Origin of the sequence: Micromonospora sp. NPDC048930 (assembly GCF_043197935.1) — a bacterium.
GTDB lineage: Bacteria > Actinomycetota > Actinomycetes > Mycobacteriales > Micromonosporaceae > Micromonospora.
This window is the reverse complement of the sequence record NZ_JBICUB010000024.1, coordinates 23,685-42,782: the sequence shown is the minus strand read 5'-3', so window position 1 is coordinate 42,782 and position 19,098 is coordinate 23,685. Positions and strand designations below refer to the sequence as shown.

The 19,098-nt window shown below is 74.6% G+C and carries 17 protein-coding genes; 9 read left to right on the top strand and 8 right to left on the bottom strand.

Translation table 11 applies throughout. From position 1 onward, the window contains the following. The first annotated feature begins 37 nt into the window (after positions 1-37). The 5 genes from ACGFI9_RS34830 to serS all read left to right on the top strand — a co-directional run bounded on the left by ACGFI9_RS34830 (position 38) and on the right by serS (position 5,679). A complete protein-coding gene (locus tag ACGFI9_RS34830; RefSeq protein WP_393184937.1) occupies positions 38-463 on the top strand; it encodes a hypothetical protein in 426 nt (141 codons plus the stop codon). Further along, positions 460-1,608 carry an alcohol dehydrogenase catalytic domain-containing protein gene (locus ACGFI9_RS34825; RefSeq protein WP_393184935.1) on the top strand — a complete coding sequence of 383 codons (1,149 nt, stop codon included), beginning with the start codon at positions 460-462 and terminating at the stop codon, positions 1,606-1,608. Before ACGFI9_RS34830 ends, ACGFI9_RS34825 begins: the two co-directional genes overlap by 4 nt. Positions 1,609-1,639: 31 nt before the next feature. Further along, on the top strand, positions 1,640-2,827 hold the full coding sequence (locus tag ACGFI9_RS34820) for a saccharopine dehydrogenase family protein (RefSeq protein ID WP_393184934.1): 1,188 nt from the start codon (positions 1,640-1,642) through the stop codon (positions 2,825-2,827). A 47-nt stretch (positions 2,828-2,874) separates the two neighbouring features. Then, positions 2,875-3,954, top strand: a complete 1,080-nt coding sequence (locus tag ACGFI9_RS34815; RefSeq protein WP_393185000.1) for a MerR family transcriptional regulator — start codon at positions 2,875-2,877, stop codon at positions 3,952-3,954. Positions 3,955-4,392: 438 nt separating this feature from the next. Next, positions 4,393-5,679: a serine--tRNA ligase gene (gene serS, locus ACGFI9_RS34810; RefSeq protein ID WP_393184933.1), complete on the top strand. Its 1,287-nt coding sequence runs from the start codon at positions 4,393-4,395 to the stop codon at positions 5,677-5,679. Between the two features lie 62 nt (positions 5,680-5,741). Here serS and ACGFI9_RS34805 read toward each other — a convergent pair whose 3' ends face one another. The 3 genes from ACGFI9_RS34805 to ACGFI9_RS34795 are packed head-to-tail and all read right to left on the bottom strand — an operon-like array spanning position 5,742 to position 9,471. After that, complete coding sequence (locus ACGFI9_RS34805) at positions 5,742-6,356, bottom strand: TlpA family protein disulfide reductase (protein ID WP_393184930.1); 615 nt, start codon at positions 6,354-6,356, stop codon at positions 5,742-5,744. Between the two features lie 20 nt (positions 6,357-6,376). Continuing rightward, positions 6,377-7,843, bottom strand: a complete 1,467-nt coding sequence (locus tag ACGFI9_RS34800) for an NADH-ubiquinone oxidoreductase-F iron-sulfur binding region domain-containing protein (protein ID WP_393184928.1) — start codon at positions 7,841-7,843, stop codon at positions 6,377-6,379. Further along, entirely contained in the window at positions 7,840-9,471 is a 1,632-nt protein-coding gene (locus tag ACGFI9_RS34795; protein WP_393184926.1) for a hypothetical protein, read from the bottom strand. Before ACGFI9_RS34795 ends, ACGFI9_RS34800 begins: the two co-directional genes overlap by 4 nt. A 267-nt stretch (positions 9,472-9,738) precedes the next feature. Here ACGFI9_RS34795 and ACGFI9_RS34790 point away from each other — a divergent pair, with 267 nt between their 5' ends. Together ACGFI9_RS34790 and ACGFI9_RS34785 are read left to right on the top strand one after the other, a co-directional pair. Then, the gene (locus ACGFI9_RS34790; RefSeq protein WP_393184924.1) at positions 9,739-11,184 is read left to right on the top strand and encodes an alpha-amylase family protein; all 1,446 of its coding nucleotides are present in this window, start codon (positions 9,739-9,741) and stop codon (positions 11,182-11,184) included. 120 nt (positions 11,185-11,304) lie between these two features. Further along, a complete protein-coding gene (locus ACGFI9_RS34785; protein ID WP_393184922.1) occupies positions 11,305-12,222 on the top strand; it encodes a L,D-transpeptidase in 918 nt (305 codons plus the stop codon). Positions 12,223-12,228: 6 nt separating this feature from the next. Here the strand turns inward: ACGFI9_RS34785 and ACGFI9_RS34780 are convergent, their stop codons facing one another. The 5 genes from ACGFI9_RS34780 to ACGFI9_RS34760 all read right to left on the bottom strand — a co-directional run bounded on the left by ACGFI9_RS34780 (position 12,229) and on the right by ACGFI9_RS34760 (position 17,331). Then, a complete protein-coding gene (locus tag ACGFI9_RS34780; RefSeq protein WP_393184920.1) occupies positions 12,229-12,849 on the bottom strand; it encodes a response regulator transcription factor in 621 nt (206 codons plus the stop codon). 4 nt (positions 12,850-12,853) lie between these two features. Further along, the gene (locus ACGFI9_RS34775; protein ID WP_393184916.1) at positions 12,854-14,002 is read right to left on the bottom strand and encodes a histidine kinase; all 1,149 of its coding nucleotides are present in this window, start codon (positions 14,000-14,002) and stop codon (positions 12,854-12,856) included. Positions 14,003-14,031: 29 nt separating this feature from the next. After that, positions 14,032-14,838, bottom strand: a complete 807-nt coding sequence (locus tag ACGFI9_RS34770; protein ID WP_393184914.1) for an ABC transporter permease — start codon at positions 14,836-14,838, stop codon at positions 14,032-14,034. A 29-nt stretch (positions 14,839-14,867) separates the two neighbouring features. Continuing rightward, positions 14,868-15,758, bottom strand: coding sequence for an ABC transporter ATP-binding protein (locus tag ACGFI9_RS34765; RefSeq protein WP_393184913.1), 891 nt, complete (start codon positions 15,756-15,758; stop codon positions 14,868-14,870). A gap of 118 nt (positions 15,759-15,876) precedes the next feature. After that, the gene (locus ACGFI9_RS34760) at positions 15,877-17,331 is read right to left on the bottom strand and encodes a DHA2 family efflux MFS transporter permease subunit (protein WP_393184911.1); all 1,455 of its coding nucleotides are present in this window, start codon (positions 17,329-17,331) and stop codon (positions 15,877-15,879) included. Between the two features lie 110 nt (positions 17,332-17,441). Here ACGFI9_RS34760 and ACGFI9_RS34755 point away from each other — a divergent pair, with 110 nt between their 5' ends. Both ACGFI9_RS34755 and ACGFI9_RS34750 read left to right on the top strand, forming a co-directional pair. Continuing rightward, positions 17,442-18,182: a TetR/AcrR family transcriptional regulator gene (locus ACGFI9_RS34755; protein WP_393184909.1), complete on the top strand. Its 741-nt coding sequence runs from the start codon at positions 17,442-17,444 to the stop codon at positions 18,180-18,182. A gap of 41 nt (positions 18,183-18,223) precedes the next feature. Then, positions 18,224-19,087 (top strand): alpha/beta hydrolase, encoded by an 864-nt coding sequence (locus ACGFI9_RS34750; RefSeq protein ID WP_393184906.1) that lies wholly within the window; start codon positions 18,224-18,226, stop codon positions 19,085-19,087. Positions 19,088-19,098: the final 11 nt, after the last annotated feature.

Sequence of the window (19,098 nt, the reverse complement as noted above, 5' to 3'; positions counted from 1 at the left end):
GGCCGTCCGGTGCCGACGGGAGGGGCAGGTGGGACGGATGGGACGGTTGGCCGGCGCCGGGACGCGCCTCGCGGCGTCAGCCGCACGCCGCCTCGTACGCCGGCGGGAGCGCCGGCCCCGCGCGGCCGGGACCGACCCGCGGCCCGGGCGCTGGCAGGTGGTGACGGTGGCCGGCCGGCCCGAGGAGGTGCTCCCGCCCGGCCGGTGGCCGGAGCCGCTGCGCCGGCTGGACGGCGCGATCGAGCTGTACGCCCGCCCCGCGCCCGGCGGGCGCGGCACGGAGCTGGCCGCCCGGCCGCTCGGCGGGGACCGGGGGTTCCCCGGGATGGCCGCCCACCTGGTCGGGGACGATCCCGGCCGGCTCATCCGGCAGGCGCTGCGGGAGGCCAAGCAGCTCGCCGAGACCGGCGAGGTGCTCCGGGCGGACCGGTCCCGGTTCGACCGGCCCGAGGTGTCCGGATGAGGGCGCTCTGCTGGGAGGGCGCCGGCGAGCTGGCCGTCCGCCAGGTCCCCGACCCGGAGCTGCGCAACGCGCAGGACATGATCGTCCGGGTCCGGCGGAGCGTCACCTGCGGGGCGGACCTGCCGCTGCTGACCGGGCGGATTCCGTACCTGGCCGCTGGGGAGGTGCTCGGGCACGAATTCCTCGGCGAGGTGGTGGAGGTGGGGTCGGAGGTCCGCCGGCACCGGATCGCCGACCGGGTGGTGGTCTGCGCGACGGTGGCCTGCGGCGCCTGCTGGTTCTGCCGGCAGGGCCTCTTCGCCTGCTGCGACAACGCCACCGCGGGTGGGCCGGAGGCCGGGTCGGCCTGGGACCAGCCCACCGGCGGCTGCTACGGCCATCCCGCCCGGCTGGGCGGCTTCGCCGGCAGCCACGCCGAGTACGTCCGGGTGCCGTACGCCGACGTCGGCGCGTTCACCGTGCCGGAGGCGGTCAGCGACGACCGGGCGGTGTTCGCCTCGGACGCCGCGCCGACCGGGTGGCTCGGCGCCGAGCTGGGCGAGGTGACGCCGGGCGACGTGGTGGCGGTCTGGGGCGCCGGGGCGGTCGGCCAGCTCACCGCCGGGGCGGCCCTGGCCCGCGGGGCGCACCGGGTGGTGGTCGTCGACGACCACCACGAGCGGCTGCGGATGGTCGAGCGGCACGTCGGCGCGGAACCGCTGAACTACCGGTCCGTGGACGTTGCCGCCGAGCTGCGGGAACGCAGCGGCGGCCGGGGACCGGACGTGTGCGTGGAGGCGGTCGGCATGCCGGCCGACCCGCCGGGGCTGCTCGGCCGGCTGGGTGGCGGGGCGGAACGGCCGTTGGCGCTGCGCGAGGCGGTGCACGCCTGCCGCAAGGGCGGCACGGTGGTGGTGCTCGGCACCTGGACCGGCTTCGTCGACGCGTTCCCGCTCGGCGCGGTGATGAGCAAGGGGCTGACCGTCCGCAGCGCCAAGCAGCACGGGCAGCGCTGGATCCCGACCCTGCTGGACCGGATGGCCCGCGACGAGCTGCGCACCGAGCACCTGGCCACCCACCGGCTGCCGCTGGAGCGGGGCGCCGACGGGTACGCGTTGTTCCGCGAGCGGGCCGACGGGTGCGTCCGGGCGGTCTTCTCCCCGTGATTCGCGCGGGCGCGGGTGGCACACTCGGCGGATGCGCGACGACCGCCCGTACGATCTCGTCCTCTTCGGCGCCACCGGATTCACCGGCGGCCTCACCGCCGAGTACCTGGCCCGGCACGCCCCGGACGGGCTGCGCTGGGCGCTCGCCGGACGCAACCCGGGCAAGCTGGCCGGGGTGCGCGACCGGCTCGCCGCGATCGACGCCGGCCTGGCCGAGCTGCCGCTGCTGACCGCCGACGTGACCGACCCGGCGTCGCTGCGGGCCGTCGCGGAGAGCGCCCGGGTGGTCGCCAGCACCGTCGGCCCGTACATCCACCACGGGGAGCCGCTGGTCGCGGCCTGCGCCGCCGCCGGCACCGACTACCTCGACATCACCGGCGAGCCGGAGTTCGTCGACCTGATGTACGTGCGGCACCACGCCGAGGCGGTGCGCACCGGGGCCCGGCTGGTGCACGCCTGCGGCTTCGACTCGATCCCGCACGACCTGGGCGCCTGGTTCACCGTGAAGCAGCTCCCCACCGACGGGCCGGTCACCGTGGACGGCTACGTCCGGGCCGGCGGGCGGTTCTCCGCCGGCACGTACCACTCGGCGCTCACCGCGTTCTCCCGTACCGGGGAGATGCGCCGGGCGGCGAAGGCGCGCAAGGCGGTCGAGCCGCGGCCGGAGGGCCGGCGGATCCGCGCCGTGCCGGGAAAGGTGGGGCGGGTGCGGGAGTTCGGCCTGTGGGCGGTGCCGCTGCCCACCATCGACCCGCAGGTGGTCCGCCGCTCGGCGGCCGCCCGCCCGGAGTACGGTCCGGACTTCCGCTACCGCCACTTCGCCGCGGTGAAGCGGCTGCCCACCATCGTGGCCGCCGGGGTGGGCATGGGCGCGCTGGTCGGGCTGGTGAAGCTGCCGCCCACCCGGCGCTGGCTGCTCGGCCGGCTCTCCTCGGGGCAGGGGCCGAGCGCCGAGCAGCGGGCGAAGTCCTGGTTCCGGGTCCGGTTCCTCGGCACCGGCGGCGGCCGGACGGTACGCACGGAGGTGGCCGGCGGCGACCCCGGGTACGACGAGACCGCCAAGATGCTCGCCGAGTCGGCCCTCTGCCTGGCCTTCGACGACCTGCCGAAGACCGCCGGGCAGGTGACCACGGTGACCGCGATGGGAGACGCCCTGCTGGACCGGCTGGTGCGGGCCGGCATCACCTTCCGGGTGCTCGACGGGGGTGCGGTCGCTTGACCCTCGACCCGGTTGAGGGCCCAGCATCCGGTGCCGTGGAGAGCGAACTGCGCAGCATCGGCGAGCTGGCCCGGGCCAGCGGGCTGACGGTCAGCGCGCTGCGGTTCTACGACCGGTCCGGCGTGCTGGTCCCGGCCCTCGTCGACCCGGTCACCGGCTACCGCTGGTACACCGACGACCAGGTCGCCCCGGCCCGGCTCGTCGCCGGGTTGCGCCGGGTCGGGATGCCGCTGGCCGGGATCGCCGAGGCGCTGCGGCACCGGCACGAGCCGGCGGTGGTCCACCGGCTGCTCGACGCGCACCTGCGCCGGCTGGAGGACGGCCTGGCCGACGCGCGCCGTGAACTCTCCCGGATCCGCACCCTGCTCGACCCGGAGGAGATCCCTGTGACCACCCGACTCGTGCTGTCCCGCGCCGACCTGGCCGCCGCCGTGGACGCCGTCCGGTTCGCCGTCGGCACCGACCCCGACCTGCCGGTGCTGGCCGGCGTGCTGCTGGAGGTGGAGCCGGACGGCGTACGGCTGGTCGCCACCGACCGACACCGGCTGGCGGTGGCCCGGGCCGGCGGGAAGGTGGACGGCCCGGCGGTACGGGCGCTGCTGCCGGTGGACGCGGTCGACGAGCTGCGCGCCCTGCTCGACACGGGCGGGGGCATCACCCCGGAGGCCCACCTCAGCGTCGCCGCCGACCGGGTAGAGGTCTCCGTCGCCGGCCGGCCGGTGGCCGCCGCCGCGCTGCCGTACGACTTCCCGGACTACCGCCGACTGCTGCACGGGCAGGTCAGCGACGCGCCCACGTACCGGATCCCGGTCGACGTGGTCGCGTTGCGCAGCGCGCTCACCGCCGACGGCGCTCCGATGCTGACGCGGGAACACCAGGGGGTCAGCCACGAGGTGACCGTGCTGGGCCTGGACGACCGGGGCGGGCTGCGCCTGGTCGGCCCGGACGAGGCGGCGGACCCGGAGGCGGTGCGGGTGGGAGTGAACCGGGAGTACCTGCTCGACGCCCTGGACGCCGGGGATCGAGGGCAGCTCGTGCTGGAGCTGGACGGGCCGATCGGCCCGCTGGCGCTGCGCCGCCCGGACGACGCGGACGCGTTCTCCATCCTCATGCCGGTCCGTCTCTGACCCGCGGGACGTCCCCTACCCGGACGGTCCACCGTCACCCTGAGTCATCCCTCCCCCCTCCCCACCCCCCACCCCGACCCGCCTTTGCTCTGCAGCCATCCACGCAGCGGGCACGCACCGTAGACCGATGCGTCCGTGGCTGCAGAGCAAAGGCGCGGACGGGTCATGCCGGCGCCGGCGGAGCGCGTGGAGGAATCGGCAGCTCAACGGGCTTCGGCCGAAGGAGAGACAGGGAGGGCCGACCTCGGTCGACCAGCGCCCGTCACGCGCAGTGACATCGGATGACCAGGAGGCAGATTGTCACGGACGGTTACCGAGGGTGGCGCGCCAGCACCCGATCCGACGACCGCCGTCGCGGCCCGGGGCGGGCGGAACGGGCCGCGACGGTAGCATCTGGGGGTCCCACCTGACTGCCTGGACGGAGGCGTACGGAGCAGCATGCTCGACATGGAGTTGATCCGGAAGGATCGCGAGGCGGTGGCGACCGCGCTGGCGAAGCGTCTGGATCCCGCCGAGGTCAACCGGGCGCTGGACGAGATCCAGCGGCTCGACCAGGAACGTCGCGCCCTGATCACGGAGATCGACGCCGAGCGGCAGCGCCGCAAGGCGGAGGCGCGGGCGTACGCGGAGGCGAAGCGGTCCGGCGTCACGCCCGAGCCGGTCGCGCCGGAGGCCGAGCGCAAGCAGCTCGCCGAGCTGGAGTCCCAGCTGGACGAGGTGCAGTCCCGGCTGCGCAGCACCATGAGCGAGCTGCCCAACCTGCCCGCCGACGACGTGGTCGCCGGTGGCAAGGAGGCGAACCGGGTCGTCCGGACCTTCGGTGAGCCGCCGGCCATCGAGAAGATCCGCGACCACGTGGAGCTGAGCCGCGCGCTCGGCCTGGTCGACCACGAGCGCGGGGTCAAGCTGGGCGGCTCCGGCTTCTGGATGTACACCGGCATGGGCGCCCGGCTGGAGTGGGCGCTGGTCAACTGGCTGATCGAGCAGAACATCACGGCCGGGTACGAGTTCCTGCTCCCGCCGCACCTGCTGCTGGACAGCGCCGGCTTCGCCGCCGGGCAGTTCCCGAAGTTCTACGACGACGTCTACCACCTGGACAAGCAGTCCGCCCCGCGCGGCCAGTTCCTGCTGCCCACGGCGGAGACGGCGATCCTCGGGGCGTTCCAGGACGAGATCCTGGAGACCGCGAAGCTGCCGCTGAAGGCGTTCGCCTACACCCCGTGCTACCGGCGGGAGGCGGCCGGCTCGCACTCGGACGAGCGCGGCACGGTGCGCGGCCACCAGTTCAACAAGGTGGAGATCTTCCAGTTCACCCTGCCCGAGCAGGCGGACGCCGCGCTGGAGGCGATGGTCGGCCACGTGGAGAGCCTGGTCGGGAAGCTGGGGCTGCACTACCAGACCAGCCTGCTCGCCGCCGGCGACGCCAGCGCCGCCATGCGGAAGACCTTCGACGTCGAGGTCTGGATGCCGAGCACCGGCAAGTACAAGGAGGTGTCGTCGGTCTCCTGGGGCGGCGACTACCAGGCCCGCCGGGCGGCCATCCGCTACCGAGAGCCGGGTGGCAAGCAGACCCGGTTCGTGCACACCCTGAACGGCTCGGCGCTGGCCACCAGCCGGCTCTTCCCGGCCATCCTTGAGCAGTTCCAGCAGCCCGACGGGTCGGTGCTGGTGCCGGAGGTGCTCCGCGACAAGCTGGGCGCCGACCGGCTCACCCCGGTCCGCTGACCGGCTGACGGGCAATCACGGCGGGGGTCGGCTGAGCCGGCCCCCGCCGTCGTCCGTGCCGGTCATCCCCGAGCCAGCGCTTCCACCTGCCGGGTCAGCGACTCCCCGTCGAGGAAGCCCTGGTGCACCACCCGGCCGTCCCGGTCGATGATCAGGAAGGTGCTCTGCTCGACCACCTCGAACCGCCGCCACAGGGTGCCGGCCCGATCGTCGAGTTGCGGGGTGCCGGCCAGGCCGAACTCGGTGACGAACTCCTTCATCGCCCGCTGCTCGCCGAGTCCGGCGACCCCGACGATGGGCACCGTCTCCCGGTACTTCGGGGCGATCTCGGCGACCGTCCACGCCTGGCTGGCGCAGGTGGCGCACCAGGGCGCCCAGAACCAGAGCACCACCGGCCGACCGGCCAGGGCGGCGGCGGAGAACGGCGTACCGTCGAGGGTCTTCGCGGTGAACGACAGCGTCTCCGGCACCTTCGCCGGGACCGGCGGCGCCGACGGCGGTCCGGCGCTCGGCGATCCGGTGGCCGGGCCGGCCGAGGCGGCGGCGACGGCGCCGACCGGGGTGGCCCGGTCCGGGCCGACCGCGCAGGAGGCCGCGGCCGGCAGCGCGGCGGCCAGTACGGCGGCGGTGACGAGGCGCCGCGCGGCGCGGCCCGGGGCGGGGGAAGGACGTGCCATCCGCGTCTCCTTACGGTCGGCTACTCGGCCTTGACCAGCCGGAGCGCGAGTTCGGGACAGACCTTGACCGCCTTGAGCGCGCCCTGGCGCAACCAGGTGGGCACCGGGGTGGGCGGGAAGGCGGGGTAACCGTTGCCGTCGAGCCGGATGAAGTCCGGCACCACGTGGGCGCAGAGCCCGTGCCCGTCGCAGCGGGACCAGTCCAGGGTGAGCTTCTGCGGGTTGGCGTCGGGCGCGCCGGGCAGGCCCATCACGCCCTTCACCCGCTTGCCGCAGCCCTCGCCGGTGGCGTGCAGCCGCAGGTCCTCGGCGAAGACCTCCATGGCGGAAAGGGCGAAGCGGGCGGTGCCGTCCGGGTGGCTGCACGCGCCGCGCCCCTTCACGTCGCCGGCCGCGGCCCGGACCACCTCGATCGGGGCGCTGCCGGCGACCGCCAGGTCGACGGCGCGGGCCAGGTCGGGCAGGCCCATCTTGCACGGCCCGCACTGGCCGGCGGACTCGCCGGCCAGGTAGCGGACCACCTGGGCGGCCTCGCCGAGCGGGCAGGTGTCCCGGCCCAGCGGGACGATGATGCCGGCGCCGAGGGTGCCCCCGACGGCGGCGAGCCCCTTGCGGGAGACCTCGGCCCGGGCCGCCGCCTCCGGGGTGATCCACTTGCCGTGGTAGCCGCCCATCAGGATGCCCGGCCCGTCCGGCACCTCGCACAGCTCGAAGATCTCCCGCAGCGGGGTGCCGGCGGCGCACTCCACCACCGCCGGCCGCTGCGCCGCCCCGGTGACCGTGAGCAGCACCGTGCCCGGCTCGTCGTCGGTGCCGAGCGCGGCGTACTCGTACGGGCCGATCCGGGCGGCGACGGCGAGCTGGGCGTACGTCTCGGCGTTGGAGAGCAGGGTGGGCAGCCCGCCCACGCCCGAGTCGCTGGAGCGCTTCTTGGTGCCGGGCGGGATGTGCGGCAGCCCGTTGATCCCGTTGACCAGCGCCCCGCCCTCGCCGGAGATGAACCGGTGCGGCACCGTGACGATGCTGGTCGGCACCGGCATCCGCCGTTCCTGCAACGCCTCGGTGAGCGACGGCCGGCCGACATCGTCGTCGGCCACCCCGATCACGATCTCCTCGGCGTCCAGCGCGTACGCGGCCAGCGCCGCGCCGTCGAGGATGAGGTGCGGGGCCCGGGTGAGCAGGACCTTGTCCTTCCAGCTCGCCGGCTCTCCCTCGGTGGCGTTGACCACCACCACGGCGGTGAGGTCCTGCCGCTCGCAGGACTCCAGTACGGCGCGCAGCTTGCGGGCGAACGGGAAGCCGGCCCCGCCCTTGCCCTTGAGGTCGATCGCCTCGGCGAGCCGGAGCAGCGCGGCGGGCTCCATCGGCCCGATCGGGCCGTGCGCGTCCTCGTGGGCCAGCAGGTCGAGCCGGCCGAACTCGGCGAAGCCGGCGGTGAGCCGGGGCTCGCCCACACAGGCGACCGGGGGCACGGTCGTCCGCATCACCTGGCCTCACCCCGCAGCCCGGCCCAGTACGCCCCGTCCACCGCGTCCGCGTTGGCCCGCCGTCGCCGGCTCGACCGGCTCTCCCCGGAGGCCCGCCGCGCCCGGCGGGAGGCCAGGTCGACCAGGGTCGGGGTGTCGTCCACGAAGACCTCCTCGGGGACGTACCGGGCCGGCGGGCGCCAGTAGTCCGGCTCCTCCGGCACGTCCTCCTCGACGCTGTGCCGGCCGCCGCTGCGCGGCGCCGCCGAGATCGGGCTGCCGGACACCGGGCCGGCCGAGACGGGGCCGGCCGAGACCGGCTCCCCGGAGACCGGCCGGGTCGCCCACCGGCGCGGGCTGTCCCACGGCTCCTCCGGCTCGTCGGTGCGGCGCGGCGGGGCCGGGTACCGGGCGGCGTCCGGCGGGGTGGAGTACCGCGTACCGGTGTCGGGCGGGGCCGAGTGGCGGCCGCCGGAGTCCGGCACGGCCGAGTAGCGGGCAGCGGTGTCCTCGTCGGACCGGGACCGCCGACCGACCCGCTCCTCCTCGTCCCGGTAGCGGCGGGCGGGACGCTCGTCGTCGCGGCGGCGGCTCGCCGGCTCGCGCTCCGCGCGCCGCCGGGCCGGTTCCTCCTCGCGGCGGCGGCCGGCGGAGACCGGCTCGGCCGCACGCCGGCGGCGGTCGGCCGCCGCCCGGACCGGCTCGCGCAGCGACCCGGGCTCCGGCACCACCGGTACGGCGAACCGCTCCGGGTCACGGCGACGGGCGGTGCCGGCCGGCGCGGTCCAGGTGGCGGTGGTCTCCGCCCAGCTCGACTCGCGGCCCCGGCCCGGACGGCTCTCCTTCTCCTCGGTGCCGGCGGCGCGCCGGCGGGTCAGCCCGGCGAGCAGGCCCCGGTCCTGCTCCGCCCGGCCGGTCATCGCCTTGTTCAGCGAGGCGGCCTGCTGCTGCTCCCGGCTGCGCCGGCCGAGGTGGACGGAGAAGCGGACGAGCAGCGCCGTCACCACCAGCAGTACGCAGGCGAGGTAGCTGAGCACCACCCAGGTCTTCGCCGGGCGGCCGGTGTTGAGCCCGTGAACCAGCGCGAACGGCCAGGAGACGTACGCCATGGAGTGCAGCGCGCGCCAGAACCACCTGGGACCGACGCCGGCGAAGCGGACCCGGATCAGCCCGGTCCAGAGCACGCTCACCATGAGGAAGGCGGCGACGGTGCCCAGCCCGACGTAGAGGCCCCGGCCGCCGACGAAGGGCACGACGGCGTCGGTCGGGGCGGCCCGGCCGGTGGCGATCTTCGTGATGACATGGAAGACCAGCCCGGCCACGCCGAGGACGCCGGTGGCCCGGTGCGCCGACTGGAGCAGCACCCGGTGTCGGATGAGCAGCACCAGCCGGTCGGTGGCGAGCAGCCCCAGCATCACGGTGAGGCTGAGCGAGACCAGGGCGACCACCCCGGCGAAGAACTCGGTGAAGAAGAAGCCGTACGCGTACATGACGCTGCCCACGCCGGCGAGCTCCAGGCCGGCCCACCCGGCGGCGAGCGCGGACGCGCCGAGCGCGACCATCGCGGGCTTCGACATGGTCCGGGCACCGCGGCTGGTGCTGGTGGTCCGGACGGTCGTGGCCTTCTCGTTCTGCTGTGCCCGGGCCATCTGCTCCTCGATCTCTCGCGGCGCCTGCTCCCCCTCCAGTACGGACGGACATCGCGATCGGATCAGTCCGGTGGCGAATTTCTCGGCCGGTCCGTCGAACCGTCCCGCCCCGGCGCGCGTGTAGCGGCATCTGGCGCGGAGTGCAATGACGTATTTCTATCCGTTGACAGACTTTGCAACACGCTTGTAACCTTGCCGAAAATTTCAGGCCGGCCCTGCAAGAAACCAGCACCGAACCCCGTCCCCCCGCACCCCGCAGGAGTCCCGATGCATCGACGTCGACGCCGCTCGGCGGCCCTCGCCCTCGGCCTGGCCGCCAGCCTGCTCGTCCCGACCACCGTGGCGACGCCCCCGGCCTCCGCCGCGACGCCCGGCAGCAAGAAGGTCATCGTCCAGCTCTTCGAGTGGAACTGGACCTCGGTGGCCAGCGAGTGCACCTCCACGCTCGGCCCCAAGGGCTACGGCTTCGTGCAGGTCTCGCCGCCGCAGGAGCACGTCACGGGCAACCCCTGGTGGGTCGCCTACCAGCCGGTCAGCTACCGGATCGAGTCCCGCAAGGGCACCCGCGCCCAGTTCCAGGCGATGGTGAACACCTGCCACAACGCCGGCGTGAAGGTCCTCGTCGACACCGTCGTCAACCACATGTCCGGCCAGGACAACGGCGGCACCGGCTGGGCCGGCACCACGTACGGCCACTACAGCTACCCGGGCAACTACGGCTACCAGGACTTCCACCACTGCGGCCGCAACGGCAACGACGACATCGCCAACTACGGCGACCGGTACGAGGTGCAGAACTGCGAGCTGGTCAACCTCGCCGACCTGGCCACCGAGACCGACTACGTGCGCACCCGCCTGGCCGCGTACATGAACGACCTGCTGTCGCTGGGCGTGGACGGGTTCCGGCTGGACGCCAGCAAGCACATGCCGGCCGCCGACATCGCCGCCATCAAGGGCAAGCTCTCCCGGTCGGCATACCTGGTGCAGGAGGTCATCTACGGCGCCGGTGAGCCGATCCAGCCGACCGAGTACACCGGCAACGGCGACGTGCACGAGTTCCGGTACGGCAAGGACCTGGCCCGGATGTTCAACAGCGAGCGGCTGGCGTACCTGCGGAACTTCGGCGAGTCCTGGGGCTACCTGCCGGGCAACCAGGCGGTGGTCTTCACCGACAACCACGACACCCAGCGCGACGGCGGCGTGCTGACCTACCGGGACCGCGGCGAGTACGCCCTGGCGAACGCCTTCATGCTGGCCTGGCCGTACGGCACCCCGGCGGTGATGTCGAGCTTCACGTTCAGCAACAAGGACCAGGGCCCGCCCTCGGACGCCAACAACAAGACGCTGAACACCACCTGCTACTCCGGCTGGGAGTGCGAGCACCGCTGGCGGGTCATCGCCAACATGGTCGCCTTCAACAACGCGACGCAGGGCGCCGGCGTCGCCAACTGGTACGACAACGGCTGGCAGCACATCGCCTTCAGCCGGGCCGGCAAGGGCTACCTGACCCTCAACGACGAGGACTTCGCGATCACCGGCCGCTCCTACTACACCGGGCTGCCCGCCGGCCGGTACTGCGACGTCATCCACGGCGACTACAGCAACGGCTCGTGCAGCGGGCCGGTGATCACGGTGGACGGCAACGGCTGGTTCGCCGCGAACATCAACGCGCACGACGCGGTCGCCATCCACATCGGCGCGAAGCTGCCCTGACCAGGGCCGAACCCCGACGGCCCGCGTGGACCGGCACGATCCGGCCGATCCGCGCAGCCGGAAGCCCCTCCCCCGCGGGTATGGCGGAACGAGGGGCTTCCGGTCGTTTACAGTCTTTTTGTGCTGTTTGACCGATTGACCTCGCGGTGGACCCTGGGCTGGCTGCTCGCCGCGGTCGGCGTACCGCTGCTGCTCGCGGCCGCGCTGCTGGTCGGGCGGACGCTCACCGGCGGCCCGGCACCCGTGCCGGTCGGCGCCGCGCCCACGACCCCGGCCACCACACCGGACACGGCCGAGCCGAGCCCGACGCCGGAGGAGTCCGTGCCGCCGGCCGCTCCCGCGCCGGACGACCTGCCGGTGGTCACGTACGACCCGGCGCCCGGCGGCTTCCCCGCCGACCCGGGCGTGGGCGACACCCGGCCGCTCACCGAGGGACTCTCGCCGACCCGGACCGTCGCCGCGTACGACGCCCCGGGCGGCCGGCCGCTGGCCTTCCTCGCCCCCACCATCAGCGGCGTCCCGCTGACCATGCCGGTCGTCGACCGGCGGGTCGGCTGGACCGCCGTGCTGCTCCCGTCGGCGAACCGCCGGATCGCCTGGCTGCCGGCCGGCGGCTGGCACACCGTCGCGCTGCACCACCAGCTCGTGGTGGAACGCCGGACGCACCGGCTCACCTGGTACCGGGACGGCCGGGCGGTCCGGTCCTGGGAGGTCAGCCTCGGCATGGCCGGCCAGTCCACCCCGCTCGGCCGTACCTTCATCCTCGGCCGGACGCCCCCGCCGCAGGCGGTCTACGGCGGCGTCGACATCTTCGCCCTGGGCGCGATCCCCGACGACCCGGACGCGGTGCCGACCGGGCTGCGCGGCGCGCACATCGGACTGCACAGTTGGCACAACGACGACACGCTCGGCCGGAACGTCACCAACGGCTGCATCCGGCTGACCCGCAGCGGACAGCGCCAGCTCCTCGCCGAGGTCCCCGCCGGGACCGCCGTCGTGGTGGTCGAGCAGCTCGCCGCCCCGCCGGCAACCGCCTGACCGGGCTCACCCGAGCAGCCAGCCGTTCTCCTCGGCCACCCGGACCGCGTCGGCCCGGTTGCGGGCGCCCGTCTTGCCGATGGCCGAGGAGAGGTGGTTGCGTACCGTCCCCTCGGACAGGTGCAGCGTGGCCGCCAGCTCGGCCACGGTCCCGCCGCCCCGGGCGGTCCGCAGCACCTCGGTCTCCCGCTCGGTCAGCGGGCTGGCCCCGGTGGCCAGAGTCTCCGCCGCCAGGGTCGGGTCGACCACCCGCAGCCCGGCGTGCACCCGGCGGACCGCGTCGGCGAGCTGCCGGGCCGGGGTGTCCTTGACCACGAAGCCGTTCGCGCCGGCCTCCATCGCCCGGCGCAGGAAGCCCGGCCGGCCGAAGGTGGTCACCACCAGCACCCGGCAGTCGGGCACCGCGGCCCGCAGCGCGCCGGTGGCGGCGATCCCGTCCAGGCCCGGCATCTCCACGTCGAGCAGGGCCACGTCCGGCCGGGTGCGGCGGGCCTCGGGCACCACCTCGTCACCCCGGCCCACCTCGGCGACCACGGTCAGGTCCGGCTCCAGCGACAGCAGCGCGGCGAGGGCCCCCCGGACCAGCGCCTGGTCGTCGGCGAGCAGCAGCCTGATCGGTGCGGTCATCGGCTCATCCTCCGTCCCGGTCGCCGGCCGCGGCGGGCAGGGCCACCCGGAGCAGGAAACCCCGGCCACCCGGACGGCGACCGACGGTGACGATGCCGTCCAGCCGCCGGGCCCGCTCACGCAGCCCGACCAGGCCGTGCCCGGCCGCGTCCGGCTCGCCGGCCGGTCCCCGGCCGTCGTCGCGGACCTCCACCGCCGCCGGGTCGACCCGGATCTCGCAGTGCCGCGCGCCGCTGTGTCGGACCACGTTGGTCACGCCCTCGCGGACCGTCCAGCCGAACAGCTCGTCCCGCTCCGGCGGCAGCGACGGCACCGTCTCCGGCAGCTCCGCGGCGATGCCCGCGGCGGCCAGCGCCGAGCGGGCGCCGGCCAGCTCCGTCGCCAGACTCGCCCCCCGGTACGCCCCGACGGTGCCCCGCACGTCGGCGAGGGCCTGTCGGGCCAGCCGCTCCACGTCGGCGATCTCGGTGGCCGCCCGGGCCGGGTCCAGCTCCAGCAGCCGCCCGGCCAGCTCGGCCTTGACCGCCACCACGGTCAGCGAGTGCCCGAGGATGTCGTGCAGGTCCCGGGCGGTACGGGCCCGCTCCTCGGCCACCGCCAGCCGGCGGATCTCCTGCTGGGCGGCCTGGAGTTCGGCGTTGCGCTGGGTCAGCCGGGTCACCCCGTACATGGCGAACGAGGCGAGCAGCACCGCGAACGTCACGGTCCCCTCCGCCTCCCAGGCGGGCACCAGCGCGGCCGTCACCGGCGGGGTCAGCGCGGCCAGCGCCACCACGACCAGCGCCTGCCGGTTGGGCAGCAGGAACACCGCCGCCGCCGCGACGAAGACCAGGGTGGTCAGCCAGTCACCACCGGTGCCCGGGATGCCGGCGAGCCCGAGCCCGACCAGCAGCGCCAGCGCCGCCCAGGCCGGCACGAGCGGGATGGCCCGGTGGTGCAGCCGGTGGGCCCGGGCCCACTGGAAGACCCACACGTAGCAGACGCCGAACGCGACCAGGGTGGTCGCCCCCACCACCCGCCGCCAGACCTCCGCCTGGTGCAGGGCCGCGAGCAGCGGGATGTTGAGGAAGAAGAGCCAGACCGCGGCCAGCAGCCAGCCGGTGAACCGCCAGTGGCGGCTCACCGGACGGTTGCCGTCGGGCGGAAGCTGCATCCTGAACACGCTAGTCCCGCCCGCCCGGGTCAGACCCGCGTGGTGTCCCGGCGGAACAGCCGGGCCGCGCCGAGGCCGAAGAAGGCGGTCCAGGCGGCGACGTTGCCGACCGCCACCCAGTCCAGCCCCTCCCCGGTCAGCGGCGAGCGGGCCAACTGGCCGACGCCGTACACCGGGGTGAACTTGGCGATCTGCTGCATCACGTGCGGCAGCATGTCGAGCGGGAAGAACAGGCCACCCAGCATGGCCAGGATCGCCAGCACCGGGCCCATGAACTGCATGACGTTCTCGGCTGGGGCGAGGTAGCCGACGAAGAGGCCGAAGGCGGCGAACACCAGCGAGCCGAGCCACGCGGTCAGCCCGGACTCCACCCAGACGTGGGCCGGCAGCTTCACCCCGGAGGCGGCGCCCACGGCGAACTCGACCAGCACACCCAGCAGGCCGAGCACCATCGCGGTGGCCACCTTCGTCGCCACGTACGCGGGCGGGCGCAGCGGGGTGAGCCGCAGCTGCCGGCTCCAGCCCAGCGCCCGCTCGGTGGCGACCGCCGCCCCGGCGCTGGTGGTGGCGACCATCGCCGCGTAGACGGCCAGGCTGATCATGATCCAACCGGTGACCGGGAGGCCGTTGTCCAGGTTCTGACCACGCTGCGGCAGTCCGAAGAGGAGGAAGAAGACCGCCGGCATGACCAGGATGAAGACCAGCGTCCGGCGGTTGCGCAACACCCGGCGGATCTCGATGCCGAGGACGGACGGAGAGAACCCGCCCAGGGCGGGGGGCCGGCGGTCGGCGGACCGGGTGGTGGAGGCGGTGGTGGGCGAGGCGGTGACAGTCATGTCAGGACTCCGGTGTCAGGGCGCGGCGGTCAGGCGGCGGTGGTCAGGGCGAGGAACGCGTCCTCGAGGTTGCGCGAGGTGATCTCCAGGTCCCGCGCGGCGGTCCGGGTCAGCAGGTGCCGGGCGACGACGTCCGAGTCGTCGGTGTGCACCAGCACCGCGTCGCCGCGTACCTCGACCGCCTGGACGCCGGGGAGCGCGGCCAGCGCGGCCTGGTCGGCGCCGGGCAGGGTGGCCCGGACGAGCCGGCCGGAGGCCAGGTTCTTGATCTCGGCGGTGGTGCCATCGGCGACCACCCGGCCCTCGCGGACCAGCACGATCCGGTCCGCGTACGCGTCGGCCTCGTCGAGGTAGTGGGTGGCGAAGAGGACGGTCCGGCCGGAGCGGGCGTCGGCCCGGATCGCCTGCCAGAAGTCCCGCCGGCCCTCCACGTCCATCCCGGTGGTCGGCTCGTCCAGCACCATCAGATCGGGGTCCGGCAGTAGGGCCAGGGCGAAGCGCAGCCGCTGCTGCTGGCCGCCGGAGCACTTGCCCACCGGCCGGTCGGCGATGTCGGCGATGCCGGCCCGCTCCAGGACCTCGGCCACCGGCCGGGTGTGCCCGTAGAAGTGGGCGGTCATCCGTACCGTCTCGGCGACGGTGAGGTCCTTGAGCAGTCCGCCGGTCTGCATCACGGCGGCAACCCGGCCGAGCCGGACGGCCTCGGCCGGCGTGCCGCCGAAGAGCCGGACGGTGCCGGCGTCCGGGCGGGCCAGGCCGAGCAGCATGTCCACGGTGGTGGTCTTGCCGGCGCCGTTGGGGCCGAGGAAGGCCACCACCTCGCCCGGGGAGATCCGGAGGCTGAGTCCGTCGACGGCGGTCACCGGGCCGAAGGTCTTGGTGAGCCCGGACAGTTCGACGGCGGGTGCGGTGTCGGTCATGACAGGAATGCTCCGGCCCACGGCGGCCGGTTCCCCGGAGCGGGCGTCACCTTCCGACCATGACATTTGTCAGGGCCCCCGTCCCGGGCGGGCCGGAGCCCGCCCGGGACGGCAGTGCTCAGTGGCCGCCGCCCCCTTCGCGTGCCCGGCGGGGCAGCAGGAAGGCGCCCGCCACCGTGACCAGGAGCAGGCCCAGCTCGGCGACGAGGGTGACCCGCACCGCGTGCGACACCGACCGGCCCATCGCGTCGAAGAAGACCGTGCCGAGCAGGGCCACGCCGAGCGCGCCGCCGAGTTGCTGGACGGCGGTGAGCGTGCCGGACGCCGAGCCGGTCTCCTCCTCCTCGACGCCGGAGAGCACGATGTCGAAGAAGGGCGCCATCACCAGCCCCATGCCGAACCCGACCGCCAGCAGGGCCGGGGCCATCCGCCAGGGGCTGACGTGGGCGCCGGCCAGGACGAGCGTGACCAGCATGCCGACGACGCCGGCCAGCACCACGCCGAGTCCGAGGTGGATCAGCCGACGGCCGAGCCGCTGGGCCAGGCCGGCGCCGGCGAGCACGAACGCGACCACCATGCCGAGCGCCTGGGGAACGCCGGCCAGCCCGGCGCGCAGCGGCGACCAGCCCAGCCCGAGCTGCAGGTAGAGGCTGAAGACCAGCGAGAACCCGGCCAGCGCGGTGAAGAAGGCCAGGCCCGCGACCAGCCCGCCGGTGAAGGCCCGGCGGCGGAAGAGGGTGGGGATCACCAGCGGGTCCCGCCCGGCGCGCTGCCGGCGCTGCTCGTACCCGGCGAACCCGGCCAGGACCACCACCGCGCCGCCGAGCATCGCGAAGCTCCACCCCGGCCAGCCGGCTTCCCGGCCCTGCACCAGCGGGTAGACCAGCAGGAACACGGCGAGCGAGAGGAACGCGACGCCCGGGAGGTCGAGCCGGGTGGCGTGGCCGGGTCGGGAGGCCGGGAGGAAGCGGGCCGCGCCGAGGGCGGCGAGCAGGCCGAGCGGGACGTTGATGAGGAAGATGGCGCGCCAGCCGGTGCCGGCGAGGTCGGCGTCGACCAGCCAGCCGGCCAGGATCGGCCCGCCGACGGCGGAGATGCCCATGACCGGACCGAACGCGCCGAAGGCCGCGGCGAGCTGCTCCGGCGGGAACATCTCCTTGATCAGGCCGAGGCCCTGCGGGAGGAGCAGGGCGCCGAACAGGCCCTGCGCCACCCGGGCGGCGATCAGCGTGCCGGGGCCGCCGGCGAGCGCGCAGGCCGCCGAGGCGGCGGTGAAGCCGAGCACTCCGACCAGGAACATCCGGCGCCGGCCGTACAGGTCGCCGAGGCGACCACCGGTGACCAGGCCGACGGCCATGGCGAGCGTGTAGCCGGCGCCGAGCCACTGGATGACGCTGGACGAGCCGCCGAGGTCGGCCCGGATCGCCGGGCCGGCCAGGTTGGTGACGAGCACGTCGAGCAGGTCCATCACCTCGGCGGCGAGGATCACCGCGAGGGCGACCCAGCGCCAGCGGTGGCCGGCCGTGGCCGGTGGTCCCGTCCGGTCCGGCGCGGCGGTGACGGCGGTGGTCATGGCATTCCCCCGATCGGGTAGCGAACACTGTTCGTTGACGAACAGTGTTCTATCAACGAACGGCGTTCGTAGCAAGTACGATGTTCGAGTCCCCGATCCCGGAGGTCCCCGTGAGCGAACCGCCCGCACCCCCGTGGCGCACCCGGCCGCGCACCCGCGCGCCCCGCCGACCGCTGAGCCAGCAGGCCGTGGTCGACGCCGCGCTCGCCCTGATCACCCGGGAGGGGCTGGGCGCGCTGAGCATGCGGCGGGTGGCCCAGGAGCTGGGCACCGGCCCCGCGTCGCTCTACGCCCACGTCTCCGGCAAGGAGGAGCTGCTCGAACTGCTGGTCGACCGGGCCAGCGCGGAGATCGTGGTGCCGGCCCCGGAGCCGTCGCGCTGGACCGAGCAGATCCGCGAGGTGGCCTGGCAGGCGTACCGGGTCTACGCCACGCACACCAACCTGGCGCTCGCCTCGCTCGCCACCATCCCCACCGGCCCCAACGCCCTGCGGGTCACCGAGGGGATGCTCGCCATCCTGCTCGCCGGCGGGGTGCCGCCCCGCGAGGCCGCCTGGTTCCTCGACCGGCTCTTCCTCTACGTTGCCGGGGACGCCTACGAGGGCGCCCTGTACGGGGAGAAGGTGCGCGCCTCGGGGCGGGACCAGCAGACCTGGTGGGGGGAGCAGCTGCAGCAGCTGCGGACCTACTACGAGAGCCTGCCGGCGGAGACCTACCCGCGGATCCGGGCGCACCTGGACGCGCTGATGGAGGGCGGCGGCGACGAGCGCTTCGCGTACGGCCTCGACCTGCTGATCCGGGGCGTCGCCGCGCACGTCCCGGCCGGGAGTGACCCCGCCCGGGCCGGGTAACCAGCGCCCGCGTCAGACGTCGCGGCACCGGGAGGTCAGACATGGGCGCACCTACCGCACGGGTCGACACGATCGTGCTGATCCACGGACTCTGGGTGACCTCGCGCAGCTGGGAGAAGTGGGCCGAGCGGTACGAGGCCCGCGGCTTCCGGGTGCTCACCCCCGCCTGGCCCGGGATGGACCGGGAGGTCGAGGAGCTACGGGCCGACCCCACCCCGATCGCCGGCCAGCGGATCGCCACCATCGTCGACCACTACGCGGCGATCATCCGGGGACTGCCCCGCCCGCCGATCATCATGGGCCACTCGTTCGGCGGCCTGATCACCCAACTGCTGCTCGACCGGGGGCTGGGCGCCGCCGGGGTCGGCGTGCACCCCGCCCAGATCAAGGGCGTGCTGAAGCTGCCGCTCAGCACGTTGCGCTCCTCGTTCTCGATCCTCCACAACCCGGCCAACCGGCATCGCGCGGTGCCGTTCACCAGGGAGGACTTCCGGTACGCCTTCGGCAACACGATCAGCCAGGAGCAGTCGGACGCGGCCTGGGAGCGGTACGCCGTACCGGGCGCGGGCCACGTGCTGTTCGAGGCGGCGTTCGCCAACCTGGACCCGGACGCGGCCACCGCGGTGGACAAGAGGCGTAGCGACCGGGCGCCGCTGCTGCTCATGGCCGGCGGCGCCGACCACGTGGTGCCGCCGTCGGTGGTCTCCGCCAACGCCAACCTCTACCGGAGCTCGACGGCGATCACCAGCTACCAGCTGTTCCCCGGCCGGTCGCACTTCGTCGGCGGCGAGCCGGGCTGGGAGGAGGAGGCCGACTTCGCACTGGAGTGGTCGGTGGAGGCGGCGAACGAGTACTCCCCCACAGTGGTCAGCGAGGCGCCCGCCACTGAGCGGCGTCGTGCCTAGCGAACAACGAA